At 66.8% G+C, this 14,611-nt stretch carries 11 protein-coding genes and 2 tRNA genes; 8 read left to right on the forward strand and 5 right to left on the reverse strand.

What is annotated here, in order from left to right; genetic code table 11:
* The first annotated feature begins 371 nt into the window (after positions 1-371).
* Positions 372-1,682, forward strand: a complete 1,311-nt coding sequence (locus tag GTH33_RS06095) for a UDP-glucose dehydrogenase family protein (RefSeq protein WP_163957651.1) — start codon at positions 372-374, stop codon at positions 1,680-1,682.
* On the opposite strand, the gene ygfZ is transcribed toward GTH33_RS06095, so the two are convergent.
* On the reverse strand, positions 1,661-2,389 hold the full coding sequence (gene ygfZ / locus GTH33_RS06100) for a CAF17-like 4Fe-4S cluster assembly/insertion protein YgfZ (RefSeq protein WP_163957652.1): 729 nt from the start codon (positions 2,387-2,389) through the stop codon (positions 1,661-1,663). The two genes, GTH33_RS06095 and ygfZ, sit on opposite strands and share 22 nt — an antisense overlap.
* Before the next feature lie 70 nt (positions 2,390-2,459).
* On the opposite strand from ygfZ, the gene pyrC reads away from it, so the two are divergent.
* Positions 2,460-3,485, forward strand: a complete 1,026-nt coding sequence (pyrC, locus tag GTH33_RS06105; RefSeq protein WP_163957653.1) for a dihydroorotase — start codon at positions 2,460-2,462, stop codon at positions 3,483-3,485.
* 98 nt (positions 3,486-3,583) lie between these two features.
* Here pyrC and GTH33_RS06110 read toward each other — a convergent pair whose 3' ends face one another.
* On the reverse strand, positions 3,584-4,339 hold the full coding sequence (locus tag GTH33_RS06110) for a DUF1134 domain-containing protein (RefSeq protein ID WP_243848361.1): 756 nt from the start codon (positions 4,337-4,339) through the stop codon (positions 3,584-3,586).
* Positions 4,340-4,519: 180 nt separating this feature from the next.
* Here GTH33_RS06110 and GTH33_RS06115 point away from each other — a divergent pair.
* Positions 4,520-4,609: transfer RNA gene (locus GTH33_RS06115), tRNA-Ser, on the forward strand.
* A gap of 637 nt (positions 4,610-5,246) precedes the next feature.
* On the opposite strand, the gene GTH33_RS06120 is transcribed toward GTH33_RS06115, so the two are convergent.
* A tRNA-Leu gene (locus GTH33_RS06120) sits at positions 5,247-5,333 on the reverse strand.
* A gap of 108 nt (positions 5,334-5,441) precedes the next feature.
* Here GTH33_RS06120 and GTH33_RS06125 point away from each other — a divergent pair.
* The 5 genes from GTH33_RS06125 (at position 5,442) to gltB (ending at position 13,903) form a co-directional block, all read left to right on the forward strand.
* The gene (locus tag GTH33_RS06125; protein WP_163957655.1) at positions 5,442-6,371 is read left to right on the forward strand and encodes a complex I NDUFA9 subunit family protein; all 930 of its coding nucleotides are present in this window, start codon (positions 5,442-5,444) and stop codon (positions 6,369-6,371) included.
* Between the two features lie 15 nt (positions 6,372-6,386).
* A complete protein-coding gene (locus GTH33_RS06130; protein WP_163957656.1) occupies positions 6,387-7,184 on the forward strand; it encodes an undecaprenyl-diphosphate phosphatase in 798 nt (265 codons plus the stop codon).
* Positions 7,185-7,337: 153 nt separating this feature from the next.
* On the forward strand, positions 7,338-8,771 hold the full coding sequence (locus GTH33_RS06135; RefSeq protein WP_163957657.1) for an NAD(P)-dependent oxidoreductase: 1,434 nt from the start codon (positions 7,338-7,340) through the stop codon (positions 8,769-8,771).
* Positions 8,768-9,340, forward strand: coding sequence for a DUF2059 domain-containing protein (locus tag GTH33_RS06140; RefSeq protein ID WP_163957658.1), 573 nt, complete (start codon positions 8,768-8,770; stop codon positions 9,338-9,340). Before GTH33_RS06135 ends, GTH33_RS06140 begins: the two co-directional genes overlap by 4 nt.
* A 9-nt stretch (positions 9,341-9,349) precedes the next feature.
* Positions 9,350-13,903: a glutamate synthase large subunit gene (gene gltB / locus GTH33_RS06145; protein WP_163957659.1), complete on the forward strand. Its 4,554-nt coding sequence runs from the start codon at positions 9,350-9,352 to the stop codon at positions 13,901-13,903.
* Positions 13,904-13,907: 4 nt separating this feature from the next.
* Here the strand turns inward: gltB and GTH33_RS06150 are convergent, their stop codons facing one another.
* A complete protein-coding gene (locus GTH33_RS06150; RefSeq protein ID WP_163957660.1) occupies positions 13,908-14,195 on the reverse strand; it encodes a type II toxin-antitoxin system VapC family toxin in 288 nt (95 codons plus the stop codon).
* A gap of 78 nt (positions 14,196-14,273) precedes the next feature.
* Positions 14,274-14,540, reverse strand: coding sequence for a type II toxin-antitoxin system VapB family antitoxin (locus GTH33_RS06155; protein ID WP_163957661.1), 267 nt, complete (start codon positions 14,538-14,540; stop codon positions 14,274-14,276).
* Positions 14,541-14,611 lie beyond the last annotated feature (71 nt).

The raw sequence follows: 14,611 nt of genomic DNA on the forward strand, positions 1-14,611 counted from the left end.
TAAGGCTGACCTGTGTAGCGGGACGCCATGATGTGACGGAGGCGGTGCCGCCAGGAGTAGCGAGAAGGCAGCGTTCCGCTCGCTTCAGACCCGTCCCATCCGAGTCCTTTGGCAGGTCATCGCAAATGCATTCCTTGCATCTCCGGCTGAGCGGGAGTGCCGATTCCACCGGTCGACCGCCAACAAACGGCAGCGGCCCCGCCGGCTGAGGGAGGTACGCGCGCGGTTCGCCGACCTTCGCAGGAGCGGCTGGTGCGCCGGGCAGGAGCACCCCCACGCGCACCCGGATGCCCGCGGGGATGGCTGGCAATCTTCGGCTGTTGGGGTAGAGAGCGCTCGTCCGGGGCTCGTCCCATCGCCAAGAGGTATCGATGCGCATCACGATGATCGGTTCGGGCTATGTCGGCCTGGTGTCCGGCGCCTGTTTCGCCGATTTCGGCCACGACGTGATCTGTGTCGACAAGGACGACGGCAAGATCGCCGCGTTGAAGGCCGGGCGGATGCCGATCTACGAACCGGGGCTGGATGCTCTGGTGGCGACCAATGTCGCGGCGGGGCGGCTGACCTTCACCACCGATCTCGCCGCGTCGGTGGCAGGCGTCGATGCGATCTTCATCGCGGTGGGTACTCCGTCGCGCCGTGGGGACGGCCATGCCGACCTCAGCTATGTGTTCGCCGCCACTGCGGAAATCGCCGCCGCGGTGACCGGACCGACCGTCGTCGTCACCAAGTCGACGGTCCCGGTCGGTACCGGCGACAAGGTCGAGGCGATCCTGCGCGAACAGCGTCCGGACATCGACATCCAGGTCGTCTCGAACCCCGAATTCCTGCGCGAGGGTGCGGCGATCGGCGATTTCAAGCGGCCGGATCGCATCGTCATCGGCACCGACGACGAGGGCGCGCGCAAGGTGATGCGCGGCGTGTACCGCCCGCTGTACCTCAACGAATCGCCGATCCTGTTCACCGGGCGGCGGACGTCGGAACTCATCAAATATGCGGCGAACGCGTTCCTGGCGACCAAGATCACCTTCATCAACGAGATCGCCGACCTGTGCGAGGCGGTGGGTGCGAACGTCCAGGACGTCAGTCGCGGCATCGGTCTCGACAACCGCATCGGCAAGAAGTTCCTGCATGCAGGTCCAGGCTATGGCGGATCGTGCTTTCCCAAGGACACGCTGGCATTGCTGAAGACCGCCGAGGATGTCGAGAGCCCGATCCACATCGTCGAGGCGGTGGTGAAGGTGAACGATAGCCGCAAGCGGGCAATGGGCCGCAAGGTGCTGCACGCGCTGGCGGCAGGCGACGACGAGGCGAAGGGCAAGACCGTCGCTTTGCTCGGGCTGACCTTCAAGCCCAATACCGACGATATGCGCGATGCACCCAGCATCGCGATCGCGCAGGCGCTGACCGATGCCGGCGTCACCGTGCGTGCCTATGACCCCGAGGGGATGGAGCCCGCGCAGCGGATGATGCCCGACCTGACCTATTGCAACGACGCCTATGAGGCGGCGAGCGGGGCGGATGCGGTGGTGATCGTCACCGAATGGGATGCGTTCCGCGCGCTCGATCTCCCCAAGCTGAAGGCGATCATGGCTGCACCGGTGCTGGTCGATCTGCGCAACATCTATCGTCGGGACGACGTGGAGGGCGCGGGCTTCACCTATACGGCGGTCGGGCGCTGATCTTCGGATAGCGCCGCCGCCAGCCAGTCCGGGATGCAGGCGTCGCCGAGATTGTCGACGCGGCGATGTTCGATCGCCAGACCGAGATCGGGATAGGTGGCGCGGGTGCGATCGCCCGCTTCCGCCAACGGTGCGACCACCAGCCTGCGGTTGACCTTTGCCCGGTGATGCATGCGGGCGGTGTTCTCCTGCCCGATATAGCAGCCGCTGGTGAAGCTGACCCCGTTCAGTTCGCGCGCGTTGCATTCGAGCCAGAGGGTTTCGCCATTGCCGAGCTCGCCGACGCCTTCGGTGACGCCGAGTGAAAGGCGATGCGCCAGCCATCCCTGCGCGGCGGTGGAGGGGACGGCCAGCCAGCGCCGGCCTAGCTGTGGCAGGCGGGGATCGGGAACGCCGTCGTCGCCATCGATGGACCAGTGAACCGCCAGCGCATCGTCGCGCGCGATGACGATGGCACGCCGAAGCCGGTAGAGACCGAGCCGGCGGATCAGCGCATTCGCCACAGCCGCCTCCACATCGAGCAGCAGGTCGTCGCCATCGGCCCAGACGATGAAGTCGAACAGCGCCTTGCCCTGCGGGGTCAGCAATCCCGCCCAGACCGGCAATGGCCCCGTGACATCGTTGGTGACGAGGCCCTGAAGAAAACCGCGAACGTCCTCTCCGGACAGGCGGACGACGGCGCGGGTCGCGAGCGTGGTGGCATGCATCTACGCCACCTAGGCGTTGCGGCGCGTTTTCCAAGGTGGCGGCGCGGCGATGCGACCGGTAGGAGGGCGCATGACCGATCGCCTGACCATCCGCCGCCCCGACGACTGGCACGTCCACCTGCGCGACGGCGCGATGCTGCAGGCGGTGGCCGGCCACACCGCCCGCCAGTTCGCGCGGGCGATCATCATGCCGAACCTGACACCGCCGGTGACGGGCATCGCGATGGCGCAGGCGTATCGCGACCGCATCCGCGCCGCGCTGGGCGAGGACGTCGACTTCATGCCGCTGATGACCTGTTACCTGACCGACCATAGCGATGCGGAGGAGATCGCGGCGGGCCATGCGGCGGGCGTGTTCACCGCGTGCAAGCTGTACCCGGCGCATGCGACGACGAATTCGGCGCATGGCGTCACCGATATCCTGCGGCTGACGACCGTGCTCGAGACGCTGCAGCGGATCGGCATGCCGCTGCTAATCCATGGCGAGGTGACCGATCGCAGCATCGATATCTTCGATCGCGAGGCTGTGTTCGTGGAGCGGGTGCTGACGCCGCTGACCCGCGACTATCCGGCGCTGAAGATCGTGCTGGAACATATCACCACGGCCGAAGCCGCCGCGTTCGTGGCAGAGGCGGCGCATCCGATCGCAGCGACGATCACGCCGCAGCATCTTCTCATCAACCGCAACGCGATCTTCGATGGTGGATTGCGGCCGCATGCCTATTGCCTGCCGGTGCTGAAGCGCGAGACGCACCGGCTGGCGGTACGCCGGGCGGCAGTGTCTGGCAGTCCCCGCTTCTTCCTCGGCACCGACAGCGCTCCGCACGTCGTCGGCGCAAAGGAATCGGGCTGTGGATGCGCCGGTATCTTCAACGCGCCATTCGCGCTGGAGGCATATCTGCGGGTGTTCGAAGAGGAGAACGCGCTCGACCGGTTCGAAGGATTCGCGTCCGAACATGGCGCGCGTTTCTATGGCCTGCCGTTGAACGACGGGACCGTGACGCTGGTGCGCAAGGCGGTGACGGTGCCGGATCGGATCGGCGACGTCGTGCCGTTCCTGGCGGGCGAGACGCTGGGCTGGCGGTTCGAGGGTTAGCCTGCGCTCGGGACCCACGCGTCGCAGCCGACGACGCGGCGTGTGACGGGCTCGGTCCGCCGGTTGGCTGGCGGACCTTGCTGCCCTAAGCGCTCGGCCTAGAACGGCATCCACTTCGCGGTGTGGGTGATCTTCATGTAGCCGACGTTGACGCCGGCGCGATAGCCGACGCCGAGGCGGATCGGGATCAGTACGATATTGCCGCGGCGCAGATAGGTCGCGGCGAATCCGCCGACGAGGTACAGCCGCCCCTCCGCCGCCGGGAACCGGTGAAACAGATCCTCGGTATCGTAGAGGTTGTAGACCAGCACGAAGACCTTGTTGGCATCGCCGCCGACGTCGAAGCCGACCGACGGTCCGGTCCAGTAGACCGGCTGCTGCCCCTCGACCTTGTGGCTCATGATACCCGATCCGTAGCGCAGGCCGACGACGAACGCGCCAGCGGCTTCGCGCCCCGCGATATAGGCGTTGGGTTGCCCCTGGTCCTTCAGGACCTTCTCCAGCATGCCCGCGAGCCCTGCGGCGCCCTTGCCGAACACGCCTTCACCCGCGGCAAGCAGATCCTCGCGCTGGTACGTGGCGGCGGCCTGGCTGGTCGCCTCGGCACGCGCCTCCTGCTGCGCGGGCGAGGCGGCGGCGGGATAGGGCGCCGGCGCGGGATCGAAACCGGGCGCGGGGGCCTCCTGCCGGACCGGGGCGGGCGTTGCAGTCCGGGGGGTGGCGCGCGGCGTCGGCCGGACGGGGGTGGAAAGATCGCCGTCGATCGCGCGATTGGGGTCGATCGTCGTCACCTGTGCAGGGGCGCTCCCGGCGAGCAGGCTCGCTATCGCTATCCCGAATCCCATCACACGCATGACGTCCCCCATCGCAATCCCGGCGCCCCGCTGCAGCACCGACGCGACGACGTTAACCAGTGTCGCGGTTGCCCGGCAATGAACGAACGGCGATCTGGCGTGAAATTACGTCCGATCGCAGCCGCCAGCCCTGTTGATCGCACCGCAGACCGTCGCTATAGCCCCACTCCTGCCGCAGCCGGAGACGTGGGTGAGTGGCTGAAACCAACGCTTTGCTAAAGCGTCGTACGGGAAACCGTACCGAGGGTTCGAATCCCTCCGTCTCCGCCATATCGCTGCCGCAGGATAAACGACCGGCCTTGGGTCCCGCTTCCGGCGCATTCGCTTGAGACGCTTTCAAATGTCGTGCCGGTATTCGCGTGGCTGTCCGGTATATCGTCACCTGACGGGCTATGAACCTGGTGCGCGGCAACGCCGGTTGTGATGGCCGGAGCCTGGCGACGGACAAATCGGTCTTCGTGCGCCCGTCGGGCAGGCCATCCATTCGATCTGGTCGAGCGATGTGCGGCGCCTAGCGCCCGTCGGGCAAGCGCTTCGGTGGCGCCCCGGCCCTTTCGCCTGATCATGCAGACAGTGCAGCGCCCTATTCTTCCGTATGACGAACTTGAACGCAGCAGGCTAAACCTGCTCAAGTCGCTCGGCAGAGACCGAGCCGCCTTGGTCATCGAGAGCAAGGGCCTTGGCCACCTCCCGGCCCCTCAGACCTGGCGACCGCTTTAGCTCCCGCTTGCCCGCCATAACGGCACGCATATCCGCCGGTGTCTTCACTCGGAAAATAATGGCCCTCGTTCGGAGCGCGATGGAGGTGTGAATACATTGGCTGTCGTCTTCGTACCTTCGTACCAGACGCTCGCGAAAATCCTCGGATTTCCGCCAAACCCCAGGCTTTCTAAGCCTTGGGGGAAAATGGTGCCCAGAAGAGGACTCGAACCTCCACGACCTTGCGATCGCCAGCACCTGAAGCTGGTGCGTCTACCAATTCCGCCATCTGGGCACGGGGTAGGCGGCGGCCTTTAGGGGGCGGTCGGCGCGCTTGTCAACACGGGTTTCGCGGGGCAAGGGGCAGATCGTCAGGAAAGCGACGAAAAAAGGCTGCAGGCGCATGAAGGACAAGCTGGTTACGATCTTCGGGGGCGGCGGTTTCGTCGGCCGCTACGTGGTGCAGGCCCTGCTGCGCGGCGGCGCACGGGTTCGCATCGCCGAGCGCGATCCGCGCCATGCCTGGTTCCTGAAGCCGCTGGGTGGCCTCGGCCAGACGCAGTTCGTCGCTGCCGACGTGACGCTGCCCGAGACGGTGCGTCGGGCGGTGGCGGGGGCCGACGTGGTCATCAACATGGTCGGCGTGCTCGCCGGCGATTTCGAGCGCATCCACGTCACCGGCGCGCGCAACGTCGCCGAAGCGGCGGCGGCGGCGGGCGCCGAAGCGCTGGTGCACATGTCGGCGATCGGCGCCGATCCCGCCGCAGCGTCCGCCTACGGCAGCAGCAAGGGGCGCGGCGAAGAGGCGGTGCGCGCCGCCTTCCCGAACGCCGCGATCATCCGCCCGTCGATCGTCTTCGGTCGCGAGGATCAGTTCATCAACCGGTTCGCCGCGATGATCGGCAAATCGCCGGTGGTGCCGGTGCTGCGCGCGCCGGTGAAGTTCCAGCCGGTGTTCGTCGGCGATGTCGGCGATGCGATGGCGGCGGCCACCGACCCGCGCTTCGCCGGGCGGACGTTCGAACTCGGCGGCCCGGACGTGATGAGCATGGGCGCGATCATCCGCTGGATCGCCGCGACGATCGGGCGGTCGCCGTCGATCGTCGAACTGCCCGACATGGCGGGATCGCTGCTCGCCAGCCTGCCGCTAGCGCCAATCAGCAAGGACCAGTGGCTGATGCTCCAGCGCGACAATGTCGTCGCGCCGGGCGCCGCCGGTCTCGATACCCTCGGGATCGATGCGACGCCGCTGCAGTCGGTCGCACCCGAATGGCTGGTGCGCTTTCGCCGGACCGGCCGGTTCGGACGCCGCGCCGATACGCTTGCCGCTTAAGCCTTAGGAACGTTCATGGACCTTCTCACCGTCATCCTCCTCGGCATCGTCGAGGGGGTCACCGAGTTCCTGCCCGTTTCGTCGACCGGGCACCTGATCCTCGCCGGCACACTGCTCGGCGTGCAGGACAAGGCGACCGCGACGTTCGACATCGTCATCCAGCTGGGCGCGATCCTGGCGGTCGTGGTGCTCTACTGGCGCCGCTTCTGGGACGTCGCGACAGGGCTGTTCGCCGGACAGCCGCGGTCGTTCGCCTTCGTCCGCAACATCGCGCTCGGTTTCCTGCCTGCCGCGGCGATCGGCGTGATCGTCTACAAGGCGGTGAAGGCGCTGCTCGAAAGCCCGACGGTGGTCGCGGCCGCGCTGATCGTCGGCGGCATCGCCATCCTGGCGATCGAGCGGATGGTGAAGCAGGCGCGCATCGAATCGGTTGAGGCGATGCCCTGGACGACGGCGCTGGGCGTCGGCGTGATCCAGTGCCTGGCGATGATCCCCGGCGTCAGCCGTTCCGGAGCGACGATCATGGGCGCGCTGAGCCTGGGCGTCGATCGCAAGGCCGCGGCGGAATTCTCGTTCTTCCTGGCGATACCGACGATGCTCGCCGCCTCCGCTTACGACCTGCTGAAGTCGGGCGCGGTGCTGGGCGAGGGGGAGTGGCTGAGCATCGCGATCGGCTTCGTCGTGTCGTTCGTCGTGGCGCTGGTGGTCATCCGCTGGTTCGTCGGCATCGTCAGCCGCCACGGCTTTGCGCCCTTCGCCTGGTACCGGATCGTCGTCGGTGCGGTGGCGCTCGTTGCCCTCCAGCTACGATAGGACCGATTCCATATCTATTATTGGGATCTAGACGAGCACCACTGATCGAAGCCTAAGATATTTGACGAAACACGGTCAGTACAGCTGACATTTTATGCATTTTATGCGTGACATGACCCCTCCGGCTTCGTAGCGGCGAAGCAGGAGGGCCTCATGGCGCACGATTCGATGCTCAAGTTCGTTGACCGGCCGCAGGCGTATCCGGCCAAGCGACAGGCGGACGTCCGCGCGGAAGATTTCGCGGAGATCGCCGCCCGCTACGCGCCGCCGACAGCGGAGGATCAGGCGGGGCGCTGTTCGCAATGCGGCGTGCCCTATTGCTCGGTGCATTGCCCGCTGCACAACCACATCCCCGACTGGCTGCGGCTGACCGCCGAGGGGCGGTTGCGCGAGGCCTATGAGCTGAGCAACGCGACCTCGACCATGCCCGAGATCTGCGGCCGCATCTGCCCGCAGGACCGGCTGTGCGAGGGCAATTGCGTCATCGAATTCACCGGCCACGGCGCGGTGACGATCGGATCGGTCGAAAAGTTCATCACCGACACCGCCTGGGAAGAAGGCTGGGTCGAGCCATTGGTCGCCGGGCCGGCGCGCGGGCAATCGGTGGCGGTGATCGGCGCCGGGCCGGCGGGCCTGACCGCCGCCGAATACCTGCGCGGTCATGGCTATGACGTCCACGTCTACGATCGGCATGATCGCGCCGGCGGCCTGCTGACCTATGGCATCCCCGGCTTCAAGCTGGAAAAGCCCGTCGTCATGCGCCGGGTCGAGCGGCTGAAAGCGGGCGGCATCGTCTTCCACGAAGGCTTCGGCGTCGGCGAACACGCCAGCCTCGACGACCTGCGCCAGCGCCACGATGCGGTGTTGATCGCGACCGGCGTCTACAAGGCGCGCGCGCTCGATGTCGCCGGCGGCGACGACGAACGCGTGGTGGCCGCGCTCGACTTCCTCATCGCCTCGAACCGCAAGGGGTTCGGCGATGCGGTTCCCGCGTTCGACGGGGGCAGCCTCAATGCCGAGGGCAAGCACGTCGTCGTGATCGGCGGCGGCGACACCGCGATGGACTGCGTCCGCACCGCGATCCGCCAGGGCGCGGCGTCGGTGAAGTGCCTGTACCGCCGCGACCGCACCAACATGCCCGGCAGCCAGCGCGAAGTGACCAATGCGGAAGAGGAGGGCGCCGAATTCGTCTGGCTGTCCGCCCCCGCCGCCTTCGACGCCGACGGCACGGTCCGCGCCCGCCGGATGCGGCTCGGCGCGCCCGACGCCAGCGGCCGCCGCGCGCCGGAGGCCGACCCGAGCGGCGACTTCACGCTGCACGCCGACCTCGTGGTGAAGGCGCTCGGCTTCGATGCCGAGGATCTGCCCGCGCTGTTCGGCGCACCGGAACTGGGCGTCAGCCGCTGGGGCACGGTACTGGTCGACGGCAAGACGCTGATGACCAGCCTCGACGGCGTCTTCGCGGCGGGGGACATCGTGCGCGGCGCGAGCCTGGTGGTCTGGGCGATCCGCGACGGCCGCGACGTCGCCGCAACGATGCACAAGTGGCTCAAGGCGAAGGTGAAGGCGGCGAGGGTCGCGGCATGAGTCGCCCCATTATCCTGCTGACCGCAATGCTGCTGCCGACGCCGTTGCCGGCGGCGGCTCAGGTCGCGCCGGGCGCTCCGGTGGCTTCGGTGGCGGTTCCGGGATCGATCGACACGGCGCGGGCGATCGTCGCGCGCATGCAGATCGACCGTACGATGGATCCGTTGTTCCAGCAGATCATGCCGCTGATGATCTCCAATGTCGAAAATGCGATGCTGGCCGATGCGCGGACGCCCGACCCGCTGAAATCGCGGCTGGGGACGGATGCGGGGCGCAAGCAGGTCGGCACGATCATCGCCGAAGAGTTCACGGCCGCGTTTCGCCAACGCTATCCCGATATCGGAGCCGCGGCGGCCGAAGAGTATCGCAAGCTGTTCAGTGAGCCGGAACTGCGTGCCATTCTCGCCTTCTATACCTCGCCTGCGGGGGCCAAGCTGTTGCAGGCGCAGCCGCAGTTGCAGCAGGTGCTGTCCGAACAGGGCAGGGTGCTCGGGCGCGAAGCCGGCATGGCCGCCTTTCCCAGGATTCAGGCCCGTCTCGCGGCGCTCGGCGCCCCCACGGCCAAATAGGATCGACCGATGACCGACCCCATGAAGACCGACGAACGCGCATATCTAGCCGAACACGGCATGTACCGTCCCGACAGCGAGGGCGATGCCTGCGGCGTCGGGCTGGTCGCCGCCACGGACGGGCGCGCGTCTCGCCGCGTCGTGCAGTCGGCGGTCGATGCGCTGAAGGCGGTGTGGCACCGCGGCGCGGTCGACGCCGATGGCAAGACCGGCGACGGCGCCGGCATCCATATCGACCTGCCGCACCGCTTCTTCGACGATGCGGTCGTCGCCTCGGGGCACAAGGTGCTGCCGAACCGGCTGGCGGTCGGCATGATCTTCATGCCGCGTACCGATCTCGGCGCGCAGGAAAACTGCCGCACGATCGTCGAGAGTGCGATCATCGAGGCGGGCTATACCATCTACGGCTGGCGGCAGGTGCCGGTCGACGTCTCGGTCATCGGCATGAAGGCGCAGACGACCCGGCCGGAAATCGAACAGATCATGATCGCCGGGCCCCCCTTGCCGCAAGGCGGCAACAACGAAAATGGGCCCGACGACGTGTCGGCCGCCGAATTCGAAAAGAACCTGTACCTCGTCCGTCGCCGGATCGAAAAGCGGATCATCGCCGCGCAGATCCAGGGTTTCTACATCTGTTCGCTGTCGTGCCGCTCGATCGTCTACAAGGGCCTGTTCCTCGCCGAAAGCCTGTCGGTCTTCTATCCCGACTTGCAGGACCAGCGTTTCGAATCGCGCGTCGCGATCTTTCACCAGCGCTATTCCACCAACACCTTCCCGCAATGGTGGCTGGCGCAGCCGTTCCGCTGCCTCGCGCACAATGGCGAGATCAACACGGTCCGCGGCAACAAGAACTGGATGCTCAGCCACGAAATCCGCATGGCGAGCCTCGCGTTCGGTGACAATTCGGAGGACATCAAACCGGTGATCCCGGCCGGCGCGTCCGACACCGCCGCGCTGGACGCGGTGTTCGAGGCGATCTGTCGGTCGGGGCGCGATGCGCCGACCGCCAAGCTGATGCTCGTGCCCGAAGCGTGGCAGAAGGATACCGGCATCCCCGAGGATCATGCCGCGATGTACCAGTATCTCGCGTCGGTCATGGAGCCGTGGGACGGCCCCGCCGCGCTGGCGATGACCGACGGCCGCTGGGCGGTGGCGGGCGTCGATCGCAACGCGTTGCGTCCGCTGCGCTATACGCAGACGTCCGACGGGCTGCTGATCGTCGGGTCGGAGACCGGCATGGTCGTCGTCCCCGAATCGACCGTCGTCGCCAAGGGCCGGCTCGGGCCGGGCCAGATGATCGCGGTCGACCTCGACGAAGGCCGCGTGATGAACGACCGCGAGGTCAAGGACCGGATCAGCGGCGAACACGATTATGCCGCCATGATCGGCGAATTCCACACGCTCGACGATCTGCCCGAGGTGCCGGACGCGCTCGTCCGCTACGACCGCGCCGGTCTTGCACGGCGGCAGGTCGCCGCCGGCCAGACGCTGGAGGACATGGAGCTGATCCTGTCGCCGATGGTCGAGACGGGCAAGGAAGCGATCGGGTCGATGGGCGACGACACGCCGCTCGCCGTCATCAGCGACAAGCCGCGCCTCATCAGCCAGTTCTTCCGCCAGAACTTCAGCCAGGTGACCAACCCGCCGATCGACAGCCTGCGCGAACGCTATGTGATGTCGCTGAAGACGCGGTTCGGCAACCTTGCCAACATCCTCGACACCGAGGATCAGCGCGATCGCGTGCTGGTGCTCGATTCGCCGGTGCTGACCGGCCAGCATTGGGCGCGGCTGCGGGCGCATTTCGCAGGCAGCGCGACGGAGATCGACTGCACCTTCGATGCGGACGGCGGCCCCGAAAAGCTGCGCGCGGCGATCCAGCGCATCCGCAACGAGGCCGAACAGGCCGTGCGCCAGGGCAAGAGCGAATTGTTCCTGACCGACGAGCATGTCTCCGAAGACCGGATCGCGATCGCCGGCGTGCTGGCGGCGGCGGCGGTGCACACGCACCTCGTCCGCCGCGGCCTGCGCTCCTACGCCTCGATCAACGTGCGCTCGGCCGAATGCCTCGACACGCATTATTATGCGGTGCTGATCGGCGTCGGCGCGACGACGGTGAACGCCTATCTGGCCGAAGCGGCGATCATCGATCGCCAGCAGCGCGGCCTGTTCGGCGACCTCGCCCTCGACGAATGCCTCAAGCGGCATCGCCATGCGATCGAGGAAGGACTGCTCAAGATCATGAGCAAGATGGGGATCGCGGTGATCTCCTCCTATCGCGGCGGCTACAACTTCGAGGCGGTCGGCCTCAGCCGCAGCCTGGTCAACGACCTGTTCCCCGGCATGCCCGCCAAGATCTCGGGCGAGGGCTATAATTCGCTGCATCACAGCGCCCTGGTCCGCCACGAACTGGCATGGGACGAGGCGGTCGCGAAGCTGCCGATCGGCGGCTTCTACCGCCAGCGCCACACCGGCGAAACGCACGCCTATTCGGCGCAGCTGATGCACCTGTTGCAGACTGCCGTGTCGACCGACAGCTATACCAGCTACCTGCAATTCAGCCGCGGCGTCGCCGACCTGCCGCCGGTGTATCTGCGCGACCTCCTCCAGTTCAATTTCCCGAACGAGGGCGTACCGGTCGATCAGGTCGAGGCGATCACCGAGATTCGCAAGCGCTTCGTCACCCCCGGCATGTCGCTCGGCGCGCTGTCGCCCGAGGCGCACGAGACGCTGGCGATCGCGATGAACCGCATCGGCGCGAAGGCGGTGTCGGGCGAGGGCGGCGAGGATACCAAGCGCTTCACACCCTACGAAAACGGCGACAACGCCAATTCGACGATCAAGCAGATCGCGTCGGGCCGGTTCGGCGTCACCGCCGAATATCTCAACGCCTGCGAAGAGATCGAGATCAAGGTCGCGCAGGGCGCCAAGCCCGGCGAGGGCGGGCAGCTGCCCGGTTTCAAGGTGACCGAATTCATCGCCAAGTTGCGCCACGCAACGCCCGGCGTGACACTCATCAGCCCGCCGCCGCACCACGACATCTATTCGATCGAAGACCTCGCGCAGCTGATCTACGACCTGAAGCAGATCAATCCGCGCGCGCGCGTCTGCGTCAAGCTGGTCAGCTCGTCGGGCATCGGCACCGTCGCCGCGGGCGTCGCAAAAGCCCACGCAGACGTCATCCTCGTCGCCGGCCATGTCGGCGGCACCGGCGCATCCCCGCAGACGAGCGTCAAATACGCCGGCACGCCTTGGGAAATGGGCCTCAGCGAAGTCAACCAGGTGCTGACCCTCAACGGCCTGCGCGGCCGGGTGCGGCTGCGCACCGACGGCGGGCTCAAGACGGGGCGCGACATCGTCATCGCCGCGATCCTCGGTGCGGAGGAATATGGCATCGGCACGCTCAGCCTCGTCGCGATGGGCTGTATCATGGTCCGCCAGTGCCACAGCAACACCTGCCCGGTCGGCGTCTGCACGCAGGACGAGGCGCTGCGCGGCAAGTTCGTCGGCACGCCGGAAAAGGTCATCAACCTGATGACCTTCATCGCCGAGGAGGTGCGCGACATCCTCGCCCGTCTGGGCGTGCGCAGCCTCGACGAGGTGATCGGCCGCACCGAATTCCTGCGCCAGGTCAGCCGCGGTGCCGAACATCTCGACGACCTCGACCTCAATCCGATCCTCGCGAAGGTCGATGCGACCGACGCGGAACGCCGGTTCTCGCTGTCGACCTTCCGCAACGAAGTCCCCGACAGCCTCGATGCGCAGATCATCAAGGATGCCGCCGCCGTCTTCAGCCGCGGCGAGAAGATGCAGCTCACCTATTCGGTGCGCAACACGCATCGTGCGGTCGGCACCCGGCTGTCGTCGGAGATCACGCGGCGCTTCGGGATGAGCAAGCTGGCCGATGGCCACGTCACCATTCGCCTGCGTGGGTCGGCGGGCCAGTCGCTGGGCGCGTTCCTGTGCAAGGGCATCACGCTCGAAGTGTTCGGCGACGCCAACGATTACGTCGGCAAGGGCCTGTCGGGCGGCACGATCATCCTTCGCCCGGCGGTATCCTCGCCGCTCGCCAGCCAGGACAATACGATCGCTGGCAATACCTGCCTCTACGGCGCGACATCGGGCACGCTGCTCGCGGCGGGGCAGGCGGGCGAGCGCTTTGCGGTGCGCAATTCCGGCGCGACCGTGGTGGTCGAGGGCTGCGGGGCCAATGGCTGCGAATATATGACCGGCGGCGTCGCGGTGCTGCTCGGCAAGGTCGGCCAGAATTTCGGCGCCGGCATGACCGGCGGCATGGCCTTCGTCTACGATCCCGACGGCGAGTTCACCGCGCGCGCCAACCCCGAAAGCATCGTCTGGCAGCGCCTGGCCTCGGCCCATTGGGAAGGCGTGCTGAAGGATCTGATCGAACGCCACGCAAGGGCGACCGACAGCAAATGGTCGAAGGGCCTGCTGGCCGACTGGGACCGCATCGCGGGCGATTTCTGGCAGGTGGTGCCGAAGGAGATGCTGTCGCGTCAGGCGCATCCGCTCGACGACACGGTCGAACTGGTGGCGGCGGAATAAGGGGTTAGAGCGCGGGCCGGATATCGGTCCGCGCAAAATCCTCGCCCTTGTAGAGGAGGGGGGCGTCGAGCGCCTTAGCCACGGCATAGACCATGCAATCGCCGAAGTTCAGGCGGGCAGGCCGTCCGCCAAACCGTCGGAACGCCTCCTGCGCCAACGGCAGATGGGTGACGGCCCAGTCGACGATGGTGATGACGCCATGTCCAAACAGCGGCGCCACGATCGCATGACCAGCAGACCCCAGTCTTTTGCCAAGGACGAGATGGACTTCGAGCGCCGTCGGAGCCGGCATGACGATGGTGTCGGCGGTCGCGTTCCGCGTCGGCTTCCTCCAGTGCGATGGCGACGATTGCCGACGCATCGACGACGATCACCGTGGCAGGCCATCTTCGTCGTACAGTATCTCGTCGGGGGAACGCGGATCGAGGACCGGTAGCGTGCGAATGCGTGCCTGTACCTGGCGCACGTCGTCGAGCCATGTCCGCCGCTCGGGTGACAAGTTCACGCGGAGCGACAATTCGCGTGATAATTCGCTCATCATGACCTGTCCGATCGTGTCGAGCGGCGACTGACCGCGCAACTCGGCCAGGGCATGGATCGCCTGTTCGACCTCCGTCTGATCGATGTGGATACCCACGGGTCACCTGTGCGGTTGAAAGCCGTAGATTAGATTATGCGGCGCCGACCCGCAACGGCTTCACCTCGCCC

The sequence above is a fragment of the Sphingomonas insulae genome (genome assembly GCF_010450875.1).
GTDB classification, from domain to species: domain Bacteria; phylum Pseudomonadota; class Alphaproteobacteria; order Sphingomonadales; family Sphingomonadaceae; genus Sphingomonas; species Sphingomonas insulae.

What these genes read in the sequence shown, in the direction of transcription:
- GTH33_RS06095 (WP_163957651.1), top strand. Translation starts at nt 372, where the DNA reads ATGCGCATCACGATGATCGGTTCGGGCTATGTCGGCCTGGTGTCCGGC.
- ygfZ (WP_163957652.1), bottom strand. Translation starts at nt 2,389, where the DNA reads ATGCATGCCACCACGCTCGCGACCCGCGCCGTCGTCCGCCTGTCCGGA.
- pyrC (WP_163957653.1), top strand. Translation starts at nt 2,460, where the DNA reads ATGACCGATCGCCTGACCATCCGCCGCCCCGACGACTGGCACGTCCAC.
- GTH33_RS06110 (WP_243848361.1), bottom strand. Translation starts at nt 4,339, where the DNA reads ATGCGTGTGATGGGATTCGGGATAGCGATAGCGAGCCTGCTCGCCGGG.
- GTH33_RS06125 (WP_163957655.1), top strand. Translation starts at nt 5,442, where the DNA reads ATGAAGGACAAGCTGGTTACGATCTTCGGGGGCGGCGGTTTCGTCGGC.
- GTH33_RS06130 (WP_163957656.1), top strand. Translation starts at nt 6,387, where the DNA reads ATGGACCTTCTCACCGTCATCCTCCTCGGCATCGTCGAGGGGGTCACC.
- GTH33_RS06135 (WP_163957657.1), top strand. Translation starts at nt 7,338, where the DNA reads ATGGCGCACGATTCGATGCTCAAGTTCGTTGACCGGCCGCAGGCGTAT.
- GTH33_RS06140 (WP_163957658.1), top strand. Translation starts at nt 8,768, where the DNA reads ATGAGTCGCCCCATTATCCTGCTGACCGCAATGCTGCTGCCGACGCCG.
- gltB (WP_163957659.1), top strand. Translation starts at nt 9,350, where the DNA reads ATGACCGACCCCATGAAGACCGACGAACGCGCATATCTAGCCGAACAC.
- GTH33_RS06150 (WP_163957660.1), bottom strand. Translation starts at nt 14,195, where the DNA reads ATGCCGGCTCCGACGGCGCTCGAAGTCCATCTCGTCCTTGGCAAAAGA.